We start from the raw sequence: 17,856 nt of genomic DNA, 5'->3' as shown, positions 1-17,856 counted from the left end.
AGAATAAAAATGAGTAGTTTCTTTGTGGCAGGTACAGATACTGACGTGGGTAAGACCACCGCCTGTCGTGCCATTATTCAGGCATTACAAGCAAAGGGCGTACGAATTGTGGGTTATAAGCCGATTGCTTGTAACTGTGAAGCAGGTATCTATCCTATAGAAAATCAAGCCGATGAATCTGAAACAGATTATGATGCTGAAAATAATTCAGATGTGTTGGCTTTAATGGATGCAACAAATGAGCCAGTATCCTATCAGGAAGTAAATAGTTATACTTTTGCACATCCTATGCCGATGCTGATTTGCGATAAATCACGCATTAAATTAAGCAAGATTGATCAGGCTTTAACGACATTAGTGAAAAAATATCAATCCGTTGTAGTAGAAGGCTCATTTGGCTTACTCACCCCCATGGTGGAAGGTAAAAGCTTTGCTGATTGGGTTGTTGAGCATAAAATGCCCATTGTATTGGTTGTTGGTATTAAAGAAGGCTGCATCAACCATGCACTACTTACCGCTCAAGTAATTAAACAACTTGGTATGCCTTTACTGGGTTGGATTGCTAATCGAATTAATCCTTGCTTGGGCCACTACAAGGAAGTTATAGAGATTTTAGAAGCTCAGATTGATGCACCATTGTTAGGGAAAATTCCTTATATCCATAAACCAGAATCCCAAGAGTTAGGACATTATTTAACGAATATCGATCGTTTAATGTATATGCAGACAGAATTAGTTAAATAGTAAGTTTAGAATAAAAAGTGCGGTTAAAATGATCTGACCCCAAAAAGTTAGACTGTTATTTAAAGGATTGTTTTCGATATTGTATCGGACTCAGTCCTTTTAATTTTAGTTGAATCCGTCGATGATTATAGTAATCCAAATAATTTATGACAGCATCAACTATCTCTTCTCTACTGTTAAATTCCCGACCATAAAAACATTCCGTTTTTAATCGCCCAAAGAAACTTTCCATCGCAGCGTTGTCCAAGCAATTCCCTTTTCTCGACATACTTTGAATGATGCCATGTTCAGCCAAGATTCGACGATAAGCTACCATTTGATATTGCCATCCCTGGTCTGAATGTAAAATGACACCACAAGCTTTATTTAATCCTTTGACGGCTTGCATTAACATGTCCTCTACTTGCGCCCAGTTTGGGGAATAGCTGAGGTTATAGGAGACTATCTCATTGTTAAATAAGTCTAAAATTGGAGATAAATAGACTTTACTCCCATCTTTCGCCTTAAACTCTGTGATATCAGTCACCCATTTTTGTTTAGGGGCCGTTGCACTAAAATCGCGTTCAATATGATTTGGGGCAATCACCCCTATCGTGCCTCGATAGGTCGTAAATTTCTTGCTTTTTCTTGACCGCACTTGAAGCCCAAGTGTCTGCATTAAACGTTGAACTTTTTTATGATTCACGCCTGGCAAGCTGGCATGAACACGTCGGTAGCCATAATCAGGATGATTGGCTTTGATGCGTTTAATGGCCTTTTTCAGCTGCTCATCCTTATCCGGTTTAATCTGAAGTTTAGCAAAAAACGTACTACGCGCTAACTGTGAAAAGCCTAAAAGCCATTTTAATGGATAGCGTGTTCTTAACCTTTGGATAATTTCCGTTGCTCGGCTTCGTCCTGAAGTCTGAGCCTTCTCAACTCCTTTAGGTAGGCTACCTCCGCTTCAAGCTGTAAAATTCTCAGGCGTAAACGGCCTTCTTCTGTTTTGGGTGGAGGAGGCATTCTGGCGTATTTAGGTTTCATTGGCGGTCGTCCTGATGGTTTACGGGGAATAAGTCCTTTTATGCCACTTTTTTCAAACCGTTTCAACTATGTCCCGACTAGGGCGTTGGAAGGAATATTGTAAAAACGAGCAGCTTCTCTAATACTCATTTTCTCATTCAAAATAGGTTGAAGAGCCTGTAATTAAAATTCGATTGTGTAATGTTTACCCATAAAAAAATCTGCACCTCAATTGTTGGTTTGTTGAGTCCAACTTTTGGGGTGCAGATCAGTTTAACTGCACTTTTTTTTATTCTTCGTTTTCTGGAGGCTCTTTTTTCAGAATATCTTCTTCCGCGAGACTAGATAGGCGAGCAATTGCATTACGGTAAGAGATTTCAAGGGTTTCTCGACTGGTTGCAATAACACCTTGATCCACTAAGAATCCATCATTTACGTCATACACCCAACCATGCAGGGAGAGTTTTTGTCCGCGTTCCCAAGCACTTTTTACGATAGATGTACGTCCTAGGTTATAAACTTGCTCTGCAACATTTAATTTAGTGAGCATATCTGAGCGTTTTTCTGCTGAAAGATTGCCTAATAGATGACCATGTTTAAACCAAATATCACGAATATGGAGCAACCAGTTATTGATTAGCCCTAGATCGTGATCTTGCATCGCTGCTTTGATACCACCACAATTGGTGTGGCCGCAAATAATAATATGTTCAATTTTGAGTACATCAACGGCATATTGCACAACTGAAAGGCAGTTAAAATCTGTATGAATAACTTGATTGGCTACATTACGATGTACAAATAACTCACCTGGTTCAAGATTTGTTAATTTTTCAGCTGGAACACGGCTATCTGAGCAGCCAATCCAGAGGTAATGAGGTGTTTGGTGATCGGCAAGTTCTTTAAAATAAGTGGAATTTTCTTCCTTCATTCTTTGCGCCCAACTGTAGTTATTAGCAAAGAGTTGTTTAATTTTGTCCATTTTTACTTTCCTCAATACGATGTGCTGAAAGCTTGTTTTAAGCACAATAAATGAAATAGGGGATAAAATTATCTCCTAAAATGATGACCGCACTTTAAAGAAAGTGCGGTCAATTTAACCAATATTTTTAGAAATTTGCATTTCTTGGTGCACGAGGGAATGGAATCACATCGCGAATATTTTGTACGCCGGTTACATAAACGATTAAGCGTTCAAAGCCAAGACCGAAACCTGAATGTGGTACAGTACCAAATTTACGAAGATCGCGATACCACCAGTAATCTTCAGGATTTAAGCCCATTTCTTCCATACGTTTATCTAATACCTCTAAACGTTCTTCACGTTGGGAACCACCGATGATTTCACCAATTCCTGGTGCGAGAACATCCATTGCTGCCACAGTTTTACCATCGTCATTTAAACGCATATAAAAGGCTTTGATATCTTTTGGATAGTTTTTCACTACAACCGGTGATTTGAAATATTCTTCTGCTAAGAAACGTTCATGTTCAGAAGATAAATCGATACCCCAAGAAACAGGGAATTCGAATTTCTTATCTGATTTTAATAAAACGTCGATCGCATCGGTATAGTCGATCTGAGCAAAATCAGAGTTTACAAAGTTTTCTAAACGAGTAATAACATCTTTATCTACATGTTTTTCAAAGAATTTTAAGTCATCTCTACGCTCAGCAAGCACCGCACGGAACACGTATTTCAACATGTCTTCTGCTAATTTAGCATTGTCAGCAAGCGTTGCAAACGCAACTTCAGGTTCAACCATCCAGAATTCAGCAAGGTGACGAGTTGTATTTGAGTTTTCAGCACGGAATGTTGGGCCAAAAGTATAGATTTTGCTTAATGCACAAGCATAAGTCTCGCCATTTAATTGGCCTGAAACCGTTAAAAATGATTCTTTTCCGAAGAAGTCTTGGCTGAAATCAACTTTACCATCTTCGCCACGGGGAAGGTTTTCTAAATCAAGTGTTGAAACACGGAACATTTCACCCGCACCTTCAGTATCTGATGCAGTAATTAATGGGGTAGCCACCCAATAGAAACCTTGTTCATGGAAGAAACGATGAATAGCTTGTGCTAAGCAGTGACGAACACGCGCTACGGCACCGATAATATTGGTACGTGGACGTAAGTGAGCCACTTCACGTAAGTATTCAATTGAGTGACGTTTTGCTGCCATTGGATAAGTATCAGGATCTTCTACAAACCCTGTCACTTCTACTTTTTCAGCTTGAAGTTCAACAGCTTGCCCCTCAGCAGGCGACTCAACAATGGTACCTGTTACGATCACAGAGCAACCCGTTGTTAAGCGTAATACTTCACTTTCATAATTTTCAATATCGTTATTGATGATGACTTGAATAGGATCAAAGCAAGAGCCGTCATAAACAGCGAGGAAAGAAAGGCCAGCTTTAGAATCTCGACGGGTACGAACCCAGCCGCGCACAGTAACTTTTTCGCCAATAGCGACTTTACCTTGTAACACATCAACAATGGATGCAACTTTAGACATATAAACCTCTGTAATTCATTATAAATTAGGCAATAAAACTGCGTTAGTTTACCTTAAATCGCAAAATTTTCCATAAAAAGTTAGTGTAAATCAGGCTTGCACAGTAAAATAATGCCTTCACTTTATTTTAGGAGAAAACTATGTGGTCTGATATTTTGACCGGCTATGGCATTTTTATTTTGGAGATTTTAACGATTTTACTTGTGATTGTTGCTATTGTAGCAATGATTATTTCGGCAAAACAGCGTAATGCAACATATCATGGTGAGTTGGTTGTGACAGATCTTTCAAAAGAATTTAAGGACACAGTAAAGCATTTACGCGATTTCCCGCTTTCAAAAGAAGAACTTAAACAAGCAGAAAAAGCAGAGAAAAAAGCAGAAAAACAAAAGGCAAAAAAACGTAAAGAGAAATTAAAAAAAGGTGAAACCTTAGGTGACGAAAAGAAAAGCTGTGTGTATGTTTTAGATTTTCATGGTGATATTTCAGCGTCAGAAACGACCGCACTTCGAGAAGAAATTTCAGCAATCTTAAATGTAGCAACACCAGAAGACGAAGTATTATTACGTTTAGAAAGCCCGGGGGTATTGTTCATGATTATGGGTTTGCAGCCTCTCAGTTGTCTCGTTTGAAACCAAAAGGCATAAAATTAACCATCGCTGTAGATAAGGTTGCAGCAAGTGGCGGTTATATGATGGCTTGTGTAGCAGATAAAATTGTATCTGCGCCTTTTGCTGTTATTGGTTCTATCGGCGTCGTAGCACAAATTCCAAACGTTCACCGTTTATTGAAAAAATATGATGTTGATGTAGATGTGATGACAGCTGGTGAGTTTAAACGCACAGTAACTGTATTAGGTGAGAATACCGAAAAAGGCAAACAAAAATTTCAACAAGAGTTGGAAGAAACACATCAATTATTTAAACAATTCGTCTCACAAAATCGCCCTTGTATAGATATTGATAAAATTGCTACTGGGGAACATTGGTTTGGTCAACAAGCAATCGACTTGAAATTAGTCGATGAAATTTCAACCAGTGATGATTTAATTTTGGAAAAAATCAAAGAAAAACATGTAGTAAGTGTGAAGTATCGCTTGAAAAAATCCTTGATAAAAAAATTAGGTCGTCAAGCTGAAGAAAGTGCGGTAAATATTGTTCATCGTTATGCTATAAAGCGAGCAAATGATTTTATACATTAAAAATAGATATCTTTACATTCCTTTACAAAAAAGAGGGCTAATTTACTGATTTTATTATTTACAAGACGATTTTTTGCCATTAATATATGCATCCGAAACTTTAACAGTTTTGTTATATTTTATTCATAAAGTTTAGTTATGCCCTTTCTAGGGTTTCTAACAAATAAAAGGTAAAGCCAATGAAATTATCTCGTATTTTATTATCAACTGTTGCTATCGCAACTGCTGCTGCTTGTGGCAACTTAAGCAAAGTTACTGACGCAGGTACTCCAGAGTATAAAGATGTAAATGGTCAACAAGTACCTCAATTAGTATGGCCTAAAATTGACTCAGCAAAATTCAACCATGATGGTAGCCAATTCGGTACTTGGCCAAATTGGGATAATGTTCGTATGATTGAAAATGGTATGAACAAAGATCAGATTCGTCAATTAATCGGTGATCCACACTTCACTGAAGGCCTATATGGTGTATCTGAATGGGATTACGTGTTCAATTACCGTGAAAATGGCGAACATAAAATTTGTCAATACAAAGTGTTGTTTGACAAAAACCATAACGCGCAAAGCTTTTTCTGGTATCCAAACGGCTGTAACGGTAATTCAGCATTCAATTTAAGTGGTGACTTCTTATTTGACTTCAACAAAGACACTTTAACTGCACAAGGTAAACAAGTTGTTGATAGCGTAGCATCTCAATTAAAATCTACTGGTGCTAAAGATGTTAAAGTTGCGGGTTACACAGACCGTTTAGGTTCTGATGCTTATAACTTAAATCTTTCACAACGTCGTGCTGATCGTGTTAAAGCACGTTTAATTGAAGATGGTGTGAATACTCAAATTACCGCTGTTGGCTACGGTAAAAACCCTCAAGTGAAAGCTTGTGATGGTATTCCACATGGAAAAGCATTAAAAGATTGTTTACACCCTAATCGCCGCGTTGAGATCACTGCTTCTGGTTCTGTATTAAAATTACAAGAAGGTGGTCAATCTAACGGTGGTACTCAAGGTCCAGCACCTCTTTATCAAAAATAATAGATAGAGAAGATAGAAAGAGCGTAATGAAAATTACGCTCTTTTTTATCTGATGTTTAAGAAATTATTCAAGTAGAAGTTCTTCAATCAATTTAGTGGTTAAGTTGATATAACTCCCATTAAAACGATGACTGAAATTTAGTAGATAATAGAGCTGATAAAGGTGTTTTCTTTCTTCAAAGCCGTCTTTATCAAGAGGTAAAGTGCGGTCATAAATTTCATAGAATTCAGCTGAGAACGGTTGGAAAAGCTCACTGAATGCTAAATCACATTCTCTATCCCCCAGTAGCAAGCAGGATCATAAGTAAAGGTTTGATTACCTACGATAGCCGTATTCTCAATCCATAAGTTACCATGTAACAAAGAAGGTTTAGGATTATGTTTTGAAAGTTTGTGTTTTACCTTTTCAATAATTAAATCAATGTTGCCAAAGTCTAAACCTTTATCTTTGCAAAGTTGTAATTGCCATCCAATACGTTGTTCTGCAAAAAATTTTGCCCAACTTCCATTCCATTTATTCGGTTGATACTCAGGTCCAAGCCAAGTATCAAAATCTAATCCATAGTTTTTAGTGCCAGATACTTGATGGAGTTTAGCTAATTCTTCAGCAAAATAATGTGGCGTTGCATTGGTTTGTTGACTAATAGGAAGCGCCTCCAATAATAAGAAACTATGGTTTTGAGAACAGCCTACGCCATACACTTGCGGAAGTCGGATTGTATTGGTTTTGTCTAGTAGGTTTAATTGATCAGCCTCAGCACGAAACATTGAACGATAAGACCGTTCATTCACTTTAACAAAGACAGGTTGGATTCCATCCGTAATAAGCCAAGTTTCATTCACTTCGCCACCAGGAACTTTGTTTTTTTCTTTGATGTTATAGTAAGCACCAAATTGATCAGCTAAGACTTGAGAAATTGATTTCCACATAATACGCCTCCTAGACATGGTCGACTCTTCTTCATTCTATCCAAAATGTTAAAAATTACTGTGACATATCTCAAAAAATAGCAAAAATTTTTGTCATTTTTCATCTGAAACATCAATTCACCAATAAACGCGTGATTTTTTAATGAGTTAGTATTATCATTAAGCGTATTTTTAGTTAGAAAAGATAATCAGGGGAAACTATGCAACATCTGAAAGATCTTGTTGAGAAAGCAAAATCGGCGATTGAACAAATCGAAAATAGAAGTTTAGCCACATTAGATGAAATTCGTGTGGAATATTTTGGTAAAAAAGGGCATTTCACCCAACTTATGCAAGAGTTGCGTAATGTTGCTGCAGAAGAGCGTCCAGCAATGGGCGCTAAAATCAATGAGGCAAAACAAGCGGCATTAGATTTTTTAAATGCTAAAAAAGCAGAATGGGAGCAAGCTGAACTCAATGCGAAATTAGAAAAAGAACGTATTGATGTGAGTCTTCCTGGTAGTAAAACAGAAACTGGTGGTTTACACCCTGTGACCATTACCATCAATCGCGTAACAAAATTCTTTTCAGAGCTAGGTTTTTCTGTGGAAACCGGTCTCGAAATTGAAAGTGATTATTACAATTTCGATGCATTAAATATCCCTAAACATCACCCCGCACGTGCTGATCACGATACATTCTGGTTTAATCCTGAATTATTACTTCGTACACAAACCTCTGGTGTGCAAATTCGTACCATGGAAAAAATGCAGCCGCCTATTCGTATTATGGCGCCAGGTCGTGTGTATCGTAATGACTACGATCAAACACATACACCAATGTTCCATCAAATTGAATTGCTTTATGTAGATAAAAAAGCAAATTTCACCGAGTTAAAAGGCTTATTACACGATTTCTTACGTGCATTTTTTGAAGAAGATTTACAAGTTCGTTTCCGTCCATCCTATTTCCCATTTACTGAGCCCTCTGCTGAAGTTGATGTAATGGGCAAAAATGGTAAATGGTTAGAAGTATTAGGTTGTGGTATGGTGCATCCTAATGTGTTACGTAACGTAGGTATTGATCCAAATGAATATTCTGGCTTCGCTGTCGGCATGGGGGTTGAGCGTTTAACCATGTTACGCTACAACGTCACAGATTTACGCTCATTCTTTGAAAACGACTTACGTTTTTTAAAACAATTTAAGTAATTAACCACTTGGTTAAATTGACGATAATGATTAATTTAGAACGTAACACGTTCATCAATAAAGGATACAGAGATAATGAAATTTAGCGAAAATTGGGTGAGAGAATGGGTTAATCCATCAATTTCAACAGAGCAGTTATGTGATCAAATCACTATGCTTGGTTTAGAAGTTGATAGTGTTGAAAAAGTAGCTGGCGACTTTACAGGTGTTGTTGTGGGTGAAGTTGTTGAATGTGCACAACACCCAGATGCAGACAAATTACGTGTCACTAAAGTAAATGTTGGTGGCGAGCGCTTATTAGATATCGTTTGTGGTGCACCAAATTGCCGTCAAGGTTTAAAAGTAGCATGTGCAACTGAAGGCGCTGTATTACCTGGTGATTTTAAAATTAAGAAAACTAAATTACGCGGTCAACCTTCAGAAGGGATGCTTTGCTCATTTTCTGAATTAGGCATTGATGTGGATGCAGATGGTATTATTGAGCTACCGTTAGATGCACCAGTAGGCACAAATCTACGTGAATACTTAGATTTAGATGATAAAGCCATTGAAATTAGTTTAACACCAAACCGTGCAGATTGTTTAAGTATTGCAGGTATTGCGCGTGAAGTTGGCGTAGTTAATAAACAAGTTGTTAATCAACCGCACTTTGATGCCGTACCTGCAACGATTTCAGATAAAGTTCAAATTGAATTAAGCGCGCCTGAAGCATGCCCGCGTTATTTATTGCGCGTGGTGAAAAATGTGAATGTTAAAGCGCAGTCACCAATTTGGTTACAAGAAAAACTACGTCGTTGTGGTATTCGTTCTATCGATCCTATTGTGGACATTACCAACTATGTTTTACTTGAATTAGGTCAACCAATGCATGCTTTTGATGCATCAAAAGTGGCTCAACCTGTTCAAGTACGTTTAGCCAATAATGGCGAAGAACTTGTTTTATTAGATGGCACAACGGCAAAATTACAACCGAATACTTTAGTGATTGCAGATCAAACTGGTCCACTAGCAATGGCGGGTATCTTTGGTGGCCAAGCAAGCGGTGTTGATGCTGAAACAACAAAAGATGTGATTTTAGAATCGGCATTCTTTGCACCATTAGCGATTGCGGGACGTGCAAGACAATATGGTTTACACACAGATTCTTCACATCGCTTTGAACGTGGTGTTGATTTTACGCTACAACGTCACGCAATGGAGCGTGCAACAGCATTGTTACTTGACATCTGCGGTGGTGAAGCAGGTGAAATTTGTGAAGTCGTGAGCGAGCAATATTTACCAAAAGTCAATGAAGTGACTTTACGTCGTGAAAAATTAGATAGCTTATTAGGTCATCATATCGAAACTGAAACCGTGACCGAGATTTTTGAGCGTTTAGGCTTTGCCGTGAAATATGCGAATGATGTTTGGACTGTGACTTCTGCAAGCTGGCGTTTTGATATTGAAATCGAAGAAGATTTAATTGAAGAAGTAGCCCGTATTTATGGTTATAACAGCATTCCAAATAATGCACCATTAGCACATCTTCGTATGCGTGAGCATAAAGAAGCTGATTTAGAATTAAGTCGAATTAAGACCGCACTCGTGGATGCAGATTATCAAGAGGCAATTACTTATAGCTTCGTTGATCCAAAAGTACAGATATTACTTCATCCAGAAATTGATGCACTTGTATTACCAAATCCAATTTCAGTTGAAATGTCAGCAATGCGCGTATCATTGTTAAGTGGATTACTCGGTGCAGTACTATACAACCAAAATCGTCAACAAAACCGCGTGCGTTTATTTGAAACAGGTTTACGCTTTGTTCCTGATGCCAATGCAGAATTTGGTGTGCGCCAAGAATTTGTTCTTGCAGGTGTGATTACTGGTACAGCAAAATCAGAATGCTGGACGGGTAAAGCAGAAAATGTAGATTTCTTTGATCTTAAAGGTGATTTAGAAAGCATTCTTTCTCTCACCGAAGTGGGTAGCCGTGTTAAATTTGTGGCAAAAGCACACAGTGCACTGCACCCAGGACAATCAGCTTCAATTGAATTAGATGGAAAAGAAATTGGTTTTATTGGAACTATTCATCCACTTATCGCTCAAAAACTAGGATTAAATGGCAAAGCAATTGTTTTTGAAATTTTATGGGAGGCCATTGCAAATCGTCGAGTGGTGCAAGCCAAAGAGATTTCAAAATTCCCAGCAAACCGTCGTGACTTAGCTTTAGTTGTTGCCGATAATGTGCCAGCAGGCGATATTATCGAAGCATGTAAGCAAGCCGGCGGAGAAAAATTAACACAAGTCAATTTATTCGACGTATATCAAGGCATTGGCGTTGCTAGCGGACATAAGAGCTTAGCAATCAGTTTAACTATTCAAGATAATGAAAAAACGCTTGAAGATGATGAGATTAATGCGGTAATCTCAGCTGTATTAAACGAAGTTAAACAACGCTTTAATGCGGAGCTTAGAGATTAAACAGGAGACTAACATGGCAACGATTACAAAAATTGATATTACTGAATACTTATTAGATAAGTATCAATTACAAAAAGCTGAAGCTAAAGCATTAGTGGAAGACTTTTTTGAGGAAATTCGTTTATCGTTAGAATCTGGTGGCGAAGTGAAATTATCAGGTTTTGGTAATTTTGAACTTCGTAATAAAGCTTCCCGTCCAGGGCGTAATCCGAAAACAGGTGAAAGCATTCCTGTTTCTGCTCGCCGTGTAGTGGCATTTAAGCCAGGGCAAAAATTACGTGCTCGTGTGGAAAACACCAAGCCAAAACAATAGTAAGAAAAGTGCGGTCGTTTTTGACCGCACTTTTGTCAGGATTGAACATGAATAAGATTAAATGTGCTTTTTTAGTCGCAGGAAGTTTTTTACTTTTTGCTTGTTCAAGTGGTGTTCGTGAAGATTATGCAATGAACTATAAAGGTCAGATTGGTGATCCTATTATGGCCATTGCTATGTTAAGTGAACAACAATATGAATGGGCGGGTACTCCATATGTTTTAGGCGGGCAATCTCGAGGTGGTATAGATTGTTCTGGTTTTGTGCAAAAGACCTTTATTGATCGTTTTAATATCAATCTTCCTCGAACTACGAAAGATCAAGCGGGTTACGGAAAACTTGTTCGTAAAGAAGATATCCAAACTGGCGATTTAATTTTCTTTAAAACGGGACGAGGACCAAATGGCTATCATGTGGGGATTTATGTGAAAGAAGATAAGTTTTTACATGCATCAACCAAAGGTGGCGTGATTTACTCTTCGATGAACAGCCCTTATTGGAAAAAAGCTTTTTGGCAAGTTAGACGAGTATAGTGAAAAGAAAAAAGTGCGGTTAATTTTGATCTGCCCCCAAAAGTTGGACTCAACAAACCAACAATTGAGGTGCAGATTTTTTTATGGGTAAACACTACGCAATCGAATTTAAATTACAGGTTCTTCAACCTATTTTGAATGGGAAAATGAGTATTAGAGAAGCCGCGCGTTTTTACAATATTCCTTCCAACGCCCTAGTCAGGACATGGTTGAAACGGTTTGAAAAAAGTGGCATAAAAGGACTGATTCCCCGTAAACCATCAGGACGACCGCCGATGAAACCCAAATATGCAAAAATGCCACCGCCACCCAAAACTGAAGAAGACCGTTTACGTTTGAGAATTTTACAGCTTGAAGCGGAGGTGGCCTACCTAAAGGAGTTGAGAAGGCTCAGACTTCAGGACGAAGCAGAGCAACAGAAATTATCCAAAGGTTAAGAACACGCTATCCGTTAAAATGGCTTTTAGGCTTTGCACAGTTAGCGCGTAGTACGTTTTTTGCTAAACTTCAGATTAAACTGGATAAGGATGAGCCGCTGAAAAAGGTCATTCAACGCATCAAAGCCAATCATCCTGATTATGGCTATCGACGCGTTCATGCCAGCTTGCCAGGCGTGAATCATAAAAAAGTTCAACGTTTAATGCAGACACTTGGGCTTCAAGTGCAGTCAAGAAAAAGCAAGAAATTGACGACCTATCGAGGCACGATAGGGGTGATTGCACCGAATCATCTTGAACGCGATTTTAGTGCAACGGCCCCGAAACAAAAATGGGTGACCGATATCACAGAGTTTAAGGAGAAAGATGGGAGTAAAGTCTATTTATCTCCAATTTTAGACTTATTTAACAATGAGATAGTCTCATATAATCTCAGCTATTCCCCAAACTGGGCACAAGTAGAGGACATGTTAATGCAAGCCGTCAAAGGATTAAATAAGGCTTGTGGTGTCATTTTGCATTCAGACCAAGGCTGGCAATATCAAATGGTCGCTTATCGTCGAATCTTGGCTGAACATGGCATCATTCAAAGTATGTCGAGAAAAGGGAATTGCTTGGACAATGCTGCGATGGAAAGTTTCTTTGGACGATTAAAAACAGAATGTTTTTATGGTCGGGAATTTAAAACAAAATAAGAGATAGTTGATGCTGTCAGAGATTATTTGGATTACTATAATCATCGACGGATTCCACTAAAATTAAAAGGACTGAGTCCGATACAATATCGAAAACAATCCTTTAAATAACAGTCTAACTTTTTGGGGTCAGATCAAATTGACCGCATTTTGTTTTTCTTTTATTAATCCACAATTCGCAAATGAGATGCTGATTTCTGTGGTTTCTTTTCAGTCTTTGGCTTATTTACCGCTTCTGCAAAGCTTAATGGCTGTTCGGATGTTGGCTCACGATTTAGCTCATCGTAAATTTCTTCTGGCTCAAACATCACGCCATCACCATTTTCACGAGCATAAATAGCTAAAGCGGCGCCCATCGGAATATATAACTCACGAGCCACACCTTTGAAACGTGCATTAAACTGGATAAAGTCATTTGTTAATTGCAAATTCCCAGTCGCCCCCGCTGAAAGATTTAAGACGATTTGCCCATCTTTCACGTATTCCACAGGCACATTAGTACCATAATAATTAGCATCTACCACTAAATATGGGGTGAAATCATTATCCACTAGCCAATCATAATAGGCTCTTAGCAAATAAGGACGTTTTGGAGAAGGTATATGAGCCATTATTTATCATCCATTAAATTTTTAGGAGCAGCTTCACCCACTGATTGTAAGAAAGAATCACGGCTAAATACACGATCCATATAGCCTTTGATTGCTTTGCTTCCTGTACCGCTAAATTCCACGCCCATATTGCGTAATTTCCATAATAATGGTGCAATATAGCAATCGACTAAGCCAAACTCTTCACTCATAAAATAAGGGGTTTGTTGGAAGATAGCGGATACCGCTAACAACTCTTCTTTTAACTGTTTTAACGCTTCTTCACGTTCAACTTCTGTGCCTTTTTCAGCAATCTCTAATGTTGGGTACCAATCTTGTTCAATACGTAACATTAAAAGACGGCTTTTCGCACGAGAAACCGGATAAACTGGCATAAGTGGAGGATGTGGAAAACGCTCATCAAGATATTCCATAATAATGCGTGAGCTGAATAATACTAAATCACGATCCACCAATGTTGGTAATGTGCCGTAAGGATTTAATTCCATTAAATCTTCTGATAATGCTTGCAGATCAACTTCTTCGTTTTCGTAAGCAACACCTTTTTCAGCTAAGACAATTTTTACCTGATGGCAGTAAATGTCATTTTTATTTGAAAAAAGAGTCATTACTGAACGTTTACTTGATGCATTGGACATTTATTCCTCCGAAGATCCAAAATAATCTATATACTTCTACTAAAAGTGGGCGACTATTTTAACATAACAGAGATCTAAATTGCCAATAATTTCTCATTTTTATTTTAAAATCAAATAATTACAAACGAAAACAAGAAATCAAAGAGAGGCAATTTTTAATAATTTGTTTTTTACAGATATAAAAAAGCAGAGATTGCTCTCTGCTTTCTTGAAACGATAATAAAAAATTAACGTTTAGAGTATTGTGGACGACGACGTGCTTTGTGTAAACCAACTTTTTTACGTTCAACGCGACGTGCGTCACGAGTAACGAAGCCAGCTGCACGAAGAGCAGGACGTAAAGTCTCATCATATTCCATTAATGCACGAGTGATACCGTGACGGATTGCACCCGCTTGACCAGAAATACCACCACCTTTAACAGTAATGTATAGGTCTAATTTATCAGTTAATTCCACTAATTCTAACGGTTGACGTACGATCATACGAGCTGTTTCGCGACCGAAATATACGTCTAATTCACGTTGGTTAATAGTGATTTTACCACTGCCCGGTTTGATAAATACACGAGCTGAAGAGCTTTTGCGGCGACCAGTGCCGTAGTTTTGATTCTCTGCCATTTCCTAAACCTCGTGATTAAATGTCTAATACTTGTGGTTGTTGTGCTGCGTGTTGGTGTTCTGCACCCGCATACACTTTTAATTTACGGAACATTGCACGGCCTAATGGACCTTTTGGCAACATACCTTTAACCGCAATTTCAATCACCGCTTCAGGACGGCGAGCGATCATTTCTTTGAAAGTCGCTTGTTTGATACCACCTACATAGCCAGTGTGCCAGTAGTAAAGCTTATCTGTTTCTTTACGACCAGTTACTGCCACTTTGTCTGCATTGATAACGATGATGTAATCACCAGTATCTACGTGTGGAGTGTACTCAGCCTTGTGTTTACCACGAAGACGGCGTGCTAATTCAGTAGCTAAACGACCTAAAGTTTTACCTGTCGCATCTACCACATACCAGTCACGTTTTACTGTTTCCGGTTTTGCTACAAAAGTTTTCATTAATTAATTACCAAAATATAAGTTTGATACCCAGTGTTCCATATTGTCTGAAACACAACCATTGATCTTAATCTCCACCCCTTCGAGTGTGATCTCGATAAAATAATGCACGGTGGGAATCCGTGCATTTACAGGGTCGGCGTATTATACCTATTTTTAGAAAAAATGCTAACTTTTTGTGCAAATAAATTGATTTTCTTTTAAAATACAACGCACAACAAATAATCATTAATTTCATTCATCATTTTGCTGAAATCATTGAAATTGACGCATGTTAGTTCTTATCTTATGATAAGTGCATTCTAATGAAAACGTAAAAAGGTATGCTATGAGCTACGCAAAAGAAATTAACACATTAAATCAACATCTTGCCGACATTAACAAAAAAATTAATGTCTCCTTTGAGTTCTTTCCGCCTAAAAATGAAAAAATGGAAAGCATGCTTTGGGATTCTATCCATCGCTTAAAAGTATTAAATCCTAAATTTGTTTCCGTGACTTATGGCGCAAACTCTGGCGAACGTGATCGTACGCATAGCATCGTAAAAGCCATTAAAGCAGAAACAGGCATAGAAGCCGCACCACATTTAACAGGTATTGATGCAACACCTGAAGAATTAAAAGAAATAGCAAAAGATTATTGGGATAGCGGTATTCGTCGCATTGTGGCATTACGCGGTGATGAGCCAAAAGGCTATGCGAAAAAACCTTTCTATGCGGCTGATTTAGTTGAACTACTCCGCTCCGTAGCTGATTTTGATATCTCAGTTGCAGCATACCCAGAGGTTCATCCTGAAGCAAAATCAGCACAAGCAGATTTAATCAATTTGAAACGTAAAATTGACGCAGGTGCTAATCATGTCATTACTCAATTCTTCTTTGATATTGATAGTTATCTTCGCTTTCGTGATCGCTGTGCGTCCATTGGTATTGAGGCTGAAATTGTTCCAGGTATTCTACCTGTTACTAATTTCAAGCAACTGCAAAAAATGGCATCATTTACGAATGTAAAAATTCCAGCATGGTTGGCTAAAGCGTATGAAGGATTAGATGATGATCCTACTACTCGCAATCTCGTCGCGGCGAGTGTGGCAATGGATATGGTAAAAATCCTTTCTCATGAAGGTGTGAATGACTTCCACTTCTATACATTAAATCGTAGCGAACTCACGTATGCGATTTGTCACACATTAGGCATTCGCCCTAAAACAAATCCATAAAAGAAAAGTGCGGTTAAAATTGATCTGCCCCCAAAAAGTTAGACTGTTATTTAAAGGATTGTTTTCGATATTGTATCGGACTCAGTCCTTTTAATTTTAGTTGAATCCGTCGGTGATTATAGTAATCCAAATAATCTCTGACAGCATCAACTATCTCTTCTTTTGTTTTAAATTCCCGACCATAAAAACATTCTGTTTTTAATCGCCCAAAGAAACTTTCCATTGCGGCGTTATCTAAGCAATTCCCTTTTCTCGACATACTTTGAATGATGCCATGTTCAGCCAAGATTCGACGATAAGCTACCATTTGATATTGCCATCCCTGGTCTGAATGTAAAATGACACCACAAGCTTTATTTAATCCTTTGACGGCTTGCATTAACATGTCCTCTACTTGCGCCCAGTTTGGGGAATAGCTGAGGTTATAGGAGATTATCTCATTGTTAAATAAGTCTAAAATTGGAGATAAATAGACTTTACTCCCATCTTTCGCCTTAAACTCTGTGATATCGGTCACCCATTTTTGTTTCGGGGCCGTTGCACTAAAATCTCGCTCAAGACGATTCGGAGCAATATGGCCTATTGTGCCTCGATAGGTGGTAAATTTCTTGCTTTTTCTTGACCGCACTTGAAGCCCAAGTGCCTGCATTAAACGTTGAACTTTTTTATGATTCACGCCTGGCAAGCTGGCATGAACTCGTCGGTAGCCATAATCAGGATGATTGGCTTTGATGCGTTTAATGGTCTTTTTCAACAACTCATCCTTATCCGGTTTAATCTGACGTTTCGCAAAAAACGTACTACGCGCTAACTGTGCAAAGCCTAAAAGCCATTTTAACGGATAGCGTGTTCTTAACCTTTGGATAATTTCCGTTGCTCGGCTTCGTCCTGAAGTCTGAGCCTTCTCAACTCCTTTAGGTAGGCCACCTCCGCTTCAAGCTGTAAAATTCTCAGGCGTAAACGGTCTTCTTCAGTTTTGGGTGGCGGTGGCATTCTGGCATATTTGGGTTTCATTGGCGGTCGTCCTGATGGTTTACGGGGAATAAGTCCTTTTATGCCACTTTTTTCAAACCGTTTCAACCAGGTTCTGACTAATGTGTCAGAGGAGATATTGTAAAAACGAGTTGCTTCTCTAATACTCATTTTCTCATTCAAAATAGATTGAAGAACCTGTAATTTAAATTCGATTGTGTAGTGTTTACCCATAAAAAAATCTGCACCTCAATTGTTGGTTTGTTGAGTCCAACTTTTGGGGTGCAGATCAA

The 17,856-nt window shown here is 38.3% G+C and carries 20 protein-coding genes and 2 pseudogenes; 11 read left to right on the top strand and 11 right to left on the bottom strand.

The features are described 5' to 3' along the window. The first annotated feature begins 9 nt into the window (after positions 1–9). Positions 10–744: a dethiobiotin synthase gene (gene bioD, locus DX522_RS00505; RefSeq protein ID WP_115179441.1), complete on the top strand. Its 735-nt coding sequence runs from the start codon at positions 10–12 to the stop codon at positions 742–744. 55 nt (positions 745–799) lie between these two features. On the opposite strand, the gene DX522_RS00500 is transcribed toward bioD, so the two are convergent. The 4 genes from DX522_RS00500 to asnS all read right to left on the bottom strand — a co-directional run bounded on the left by DX522_RS00500 (position 800) and on the right by asnS (position 4,259). Next, positions 800–1,618: an IS3 family transposase gene (locus tag DX522_RS00500; RefSeq protein ID WP_262054262.1), complete on the bottom strand. Its 819-nt coding sequence runs from the start codon at positions 1,616–1,618 to the stop codon at positions 800–802. Continuing rightward, on the bottom strand, positions 1,606–1,833 hold the full coding sequence (locus DX522_RS11565) for a hypothetical protein (protein ID WP_262054122.1): 228 nt from the start codon (positions 1,831–1,833) through the stop codon (positions 1,606–1,608). The genes DX522_RS00500 and DX522_RS11565 overlap by 13 nt, the downstream gene beginning before the upstream one ends. 202 nt (positions 1,834–2,035) lie before the next feature. Continuing rightward, the gene (can, locus tag DX522_RS00485; protein WP_115179438.1) at positions 2,036–2,728 is read right to left on the bottom strand and encodes a carbonate dehydratase; all 693 of its coding nucleotides are present in this window, start codon (positions 2,726–2,728) and stop codon (positions 2,036–2,038) included. Positions 2,729–2,855: 127 nt separating this feature from the next. Further along, positions 2,856–4,259 carry an asparagine--tRNA ligase gene (gene asnS / locus DX522_RS00480; protein WP_115179437.1) on the bottom strand — a complete coding sequence of 468 codons (1,404 nt, stop codon included), beginning with the start codon at positions 4,257–4,259 and terminating at the stop codon, positions 2,856–2,858. 140 nt (positions 4,260–4,399) lie between these two features. On the opposite strand from asnS, the pseudogene sohB reads away from it, so the two are divergent. Beyond that, positions 4,400–5,460: pseudogene (gene sohB, locus DX522_RS00475) on the top strand (protease SohB). Positions 5,461–5,639: 179 nt separating this feature from the next. Further along, positions 5,640–6,494 carry an OmpA family protein gene (locus DX522_RS00470; protein WP_115179436.1) on the top strand — a complete coding sequence of 285 codons (855 nt, stop codon included), beginning with the start codon at positions 5,640–5,642 and terminating at the stop codon, positions 6,492–6,494. A 64-nt stretch (positions 6,495–6,558) separates the two neighbouring features. Here the strand turns inward: DX522_RS00470 and DX522_RS00465 are convergent. After that, positions 6,559–7,424: pseudogene (locus tag DX522_RS00465) on the bottom strand (fructosamine kinase family protein). 200 nt (positions 7,425–7,624) lie between these two features. Between DX522_RS00465 and pheS the strand changes: the two are divergent. The 7 genes from pheS to DX522_RS12015 all read left to right on the top strand — a co-directional run bounded on the left by pheS (position 7,625) and on the right by DX522_RS12015 (position 13,169). Continuing rightward, a complete protein-coding gene (gene pheS / locus DX522_RS00460; protein ID WP_115179435.1) occupies positions 7,625–8,614 on the top strand; it encodes a phenylalanine--tRNA ligase subunit alpha in 990 nt (329 codons plus the stop codon). A gap of 75 nt (positions 8,615–8,689) precedes the next feature. Further along, positions 8,690–11,080 carry a phenylalanine--tRNA ligase subunit beta gene (pheT, locus tag DX522_RS00455; RefSeq protein WP_115179434.1) on the top strand — a complete coding sequence of 797 codons (2,391 nt, stop codon included), beginning with the start codon at positions 8,690–8,692 and terminating at the stop codon, positions 11,078–11,080. A gap of 13 nt (positions 11,081–11,093) precedes the next feature. After that, entirely contained in the window at positions 11,094–11,393 is a 300-nt protein-coding gene (locus DX522_RS00450; protein WP_005697518.1) for an integration host factor subunit alpha, read from the top strand. A 47-nt stretch (positions 11,394–11,440) separates the two neighbouring features. After that, positions 11,441–11,926 (top strand): C40 family peptidase, encoded by a 486-nt coding sequence (locus DX522_RS00445; RefSeq protein ID WP_115179433.1) that lies wholly within the window; start codon positions 11,441–11,443, stop codon positions 11,924–11,926. 83 nt (positions 11,927–12,009) lie between these two features. After that, on the top strand, positions 12,010–12,363 hold the full coding sequence (locus tag DX522_RS00440; protein ID WP_115179432.1) for a helix-turn-helix domain-containing protein: 354 nt from the start codon (positions 12,010–12,012) through the stop codon (positions 12,361–12,363). Next, on the top strand, positions 12,348–13,058 hold the full coding sequence (locus DX522_RS00435) for an IS3 family transposase (protein WP_115179431.1): 711 nt from the start codon (positions 12,348–12,350) through the stop codon (positions 13,056–13,058). The genes DX522_RS00440 and DX522_RS00435 overlap by 16 nt, the downstream gene beginning before the upstream one ends. 3 nt (positions 13,059–13,061) lie before the next feature. Then, a complete protein-coding gene (locus tag DX522_RS12015; protein ID WP_115179430.1) occupies positions 13,062–13,169 on the top strand; it encodes an IS3 family transposase in 108 nt (35 codons plus the stop codon). Positions 13,170–13,222: 53 nt separating this feature from the next. Here DX522_RS12015 and DX522_RS00425 read toward each other — a convergent pair whose 3' ends face one another. The 4 genes from DX522_RS00425 to rplM all read right to left on the bottom strand — a co-directional run bounded on the left by DX522_RS00425 (position 13,223) and on the right by rplM (position 15,372). Further along, positions 13,223–13,669 (bottom strand): ClpXP protease specificity-enhancing factor, encoded by a 447-nt coding sequence (locus DX522_RS00425; protein ID WP_115179429.1) that lies wholly within the window; start codon positions 13,667–13,669, stop codon positions 13,223–13,225. Further along, the gene (gene sspA, locus DX522_RS00420) at positions 13,669–14,307 is read right to left on the bottom strand and encodes a stringent starvation protein SspA (RefSeq protein WP_070713053.1); all 639 of its coding nucleotides are present in this window, start codon (positions 14,305–14,307) and stop codon (positions 13,669–13,671) included. The genes DX522_RS00425 and sspA overlap by 1 nt, the downstream gene beginning before the upstream one ends. A gap of 227 nt (positions 14,308–14,534) precedes the next feature. Continuing rightward, positions 14,535–14,927, bottom strand: a complete 393-nt coding sequence (rpsI, locus tag DX522_RS00415; RefSeq protein ID WP_005696173.1) for a 30S ribosomal protein S9 — start codon at positions 14,925–14,927, stop codon at positions 14,535–14,537. Positions 14,928–14,943: 16 nt separating this feature from the next. Then, a complete protein-coding gene (rplM, locus tag DX522_RS00410; RefSeq protein WP_005628896.1) occupies positions 14,944–15,372 on the bottom strand; it encodes a 50S ribosomal protein L13 in 429 nt (142 codons plus the stop codon). Between the two features lie 328 nt (positions 15,373–15,700). On the opposite strand from rplM, the gene metF reads away from it, so the two are divergent. Further along, a complete protein-coding gene (metF, locus tag DX522_RS00405; protein ID WP_115179428.1) occupies positions 15,701–16,591 on the top strand; it encodes a methylenetetrahydrofolate reductase in 891 nt (296 codons plus the stop codon). 46 nt (positions 16,592–16,637) lie between these two features. On the opposite strand, the gene DX522_RS00400 is transcribed toward metF, so the two are convergent. Both DX522_RS00400 and DX522_RS00395 read right to left on the bottom strand, forming a co-directional pair. Beyond that, positions 16,638–17,456 carry an IS3 family transposase gene (locus DX522_RS00400; RefSeq protein WP_262054259.1) on the bottom strand — a complete coding sequence of 273 codons (819 nt, stop codon included), beginning with the start codon at positions 17,454–17,456 and terminating at the stop codon, positions 16,638–16,640. Next, positions 17,444–17,797 (bottom strand): helix-turn-helix domain-containing protein, encoded by a 354-nt coding sequence (locus tag DX522_RS00395; protein WP_115179426.1) that lies wholly within the window; start codon positions 17,795–17,797, stop codon positions 17,444–17,446. Before DX522_RS00395 ends, DX522_RS00400 begins: the two co-directional genes overlap by 13 nt. Between the last annotated feature and the right edge of the window lie 59 nt (positions 17,798–17,856).

Source organism: Haemophilus parainfluenzae (assembly GCF_900450995.1).
In the GTDB taxonomy this organism is placed as follows: Bacteria; Pseudomonadota; Gammaproteobacteria; order Enterobacterales; family Pasteurellaceae; genus Haemophilus_D; species Haemophilus_D parainfluenzae_O.
This window is presented reverse-complemented; position numbering and strand designations above follow the sequence as displayed.

What these genes read in the sequence shown, in the direction of transcription:
- bioD (WP_115179441.1), top strand. Translation starts at nt 10, where the DNA reads ATGAGTAGTTTCTTTGTGGCAGGTACAGATACTGACGTGGGTAAGACC.
- can (WP_115179438.1), bottom strand. Translation starts at nt 2,728, where the DNA reads ATGGACAAAATTAAACAACTCTTTGCTAATAACTACAGTTGGGCGCAA.
- asnS (WP_115179437.1), bottom strand. Translation starts at nt 4,259, where the DNA reads ATGTCTAAAGTTGCATCCATTGTTGATGTGTTACAAGGTAAAGTCGCT.
- DX522_RS00470 (WP_115179436.1), top strand. Translation starts at nt 5,640, where the DNA reads ATGAAATTATCTCGTATTTTATTATCAACTGTTGCTATCGCAACTGCT.
- pheS (WP_115179435.1), top strand. Translation starts at nt 7,625, where the DNA reads ATGCAACATCTGAAAGATCTTGTTGAGAAAGCAAAATCGGCGATTGAA.
- pheT (WP_115179434.1), top strand. Translation starts at nt 8,690, where the DNA reads ATGAAATTTAGCGAAAATTGGGTGAGAGAATGGGTTAATCCATCAATT.
- DX522_RS00450 (WP_005697518.1), top strand. Translation starts at nt 11,094, where the DNA reads ATGGCAACGATTACAAAAATTGATATTACTGAATACTTATTAGATAAG.
- DX522_RS00445 (WP_115179433.1), top strand. Translation starts at nt 11,441, where the DNA reads ATGAATAAGATTAAATGTGCTTTTTTAGTCGCAGGAAGTTTTTTACTT.
- DX522_RS00440 (WP_115179432.1), top strand. Translation starts at nt 12,010, where the DNA reads ATGGGTAAACACTACGCAATCGAATTTAAATTACAGGTTCTTCAACCT.
- DX522_RS00425 (WP_115179429.1), bottom strand. Translation starts at nt 13,669, where the DNA reads ATGGCTCATATACCTTCTCCAAAACGTCCTTATTTGCTAAGAGCCTAT.
- sspA (WP_070713053.1), bottom strand. Translation starts at nt 14,307, where the DNA reads ATGTCCAATGCATCAAGTAAACGTTCAGTAATGACTCTTTTTTCAAAT.
- rpsI (WP_005696173.1), bottom strand. Translation starts at nt 14,927, where the DNA reads ATGGCAGAGAATCAAAACTACGGCACTGGTCGCCGCAAAAGCTCTTCA.
- rplM (WP_005628896.1), bottom strand. Translation starts at nt 15,372, where the DNA reads ATGAAAACTTTTGTAGCAAAACCGGAAACAGTAAAACGTGACTGGTAT.
- metF (WP_115179428.1), top strand. Translation starts at nt 15,701, where the DNA reads ATGAGCTACGCAAAAGAAATTAACACATTAAATCAACATCTTGCCGAC.
- DX522_RS00395 (WP_115179426.1), bottom strand. Translation starts at nt 17,797, where the DNA reads ATGGGTAAACACTACACAATCGAATTTAAATTACAGGTTCTTCAATCT.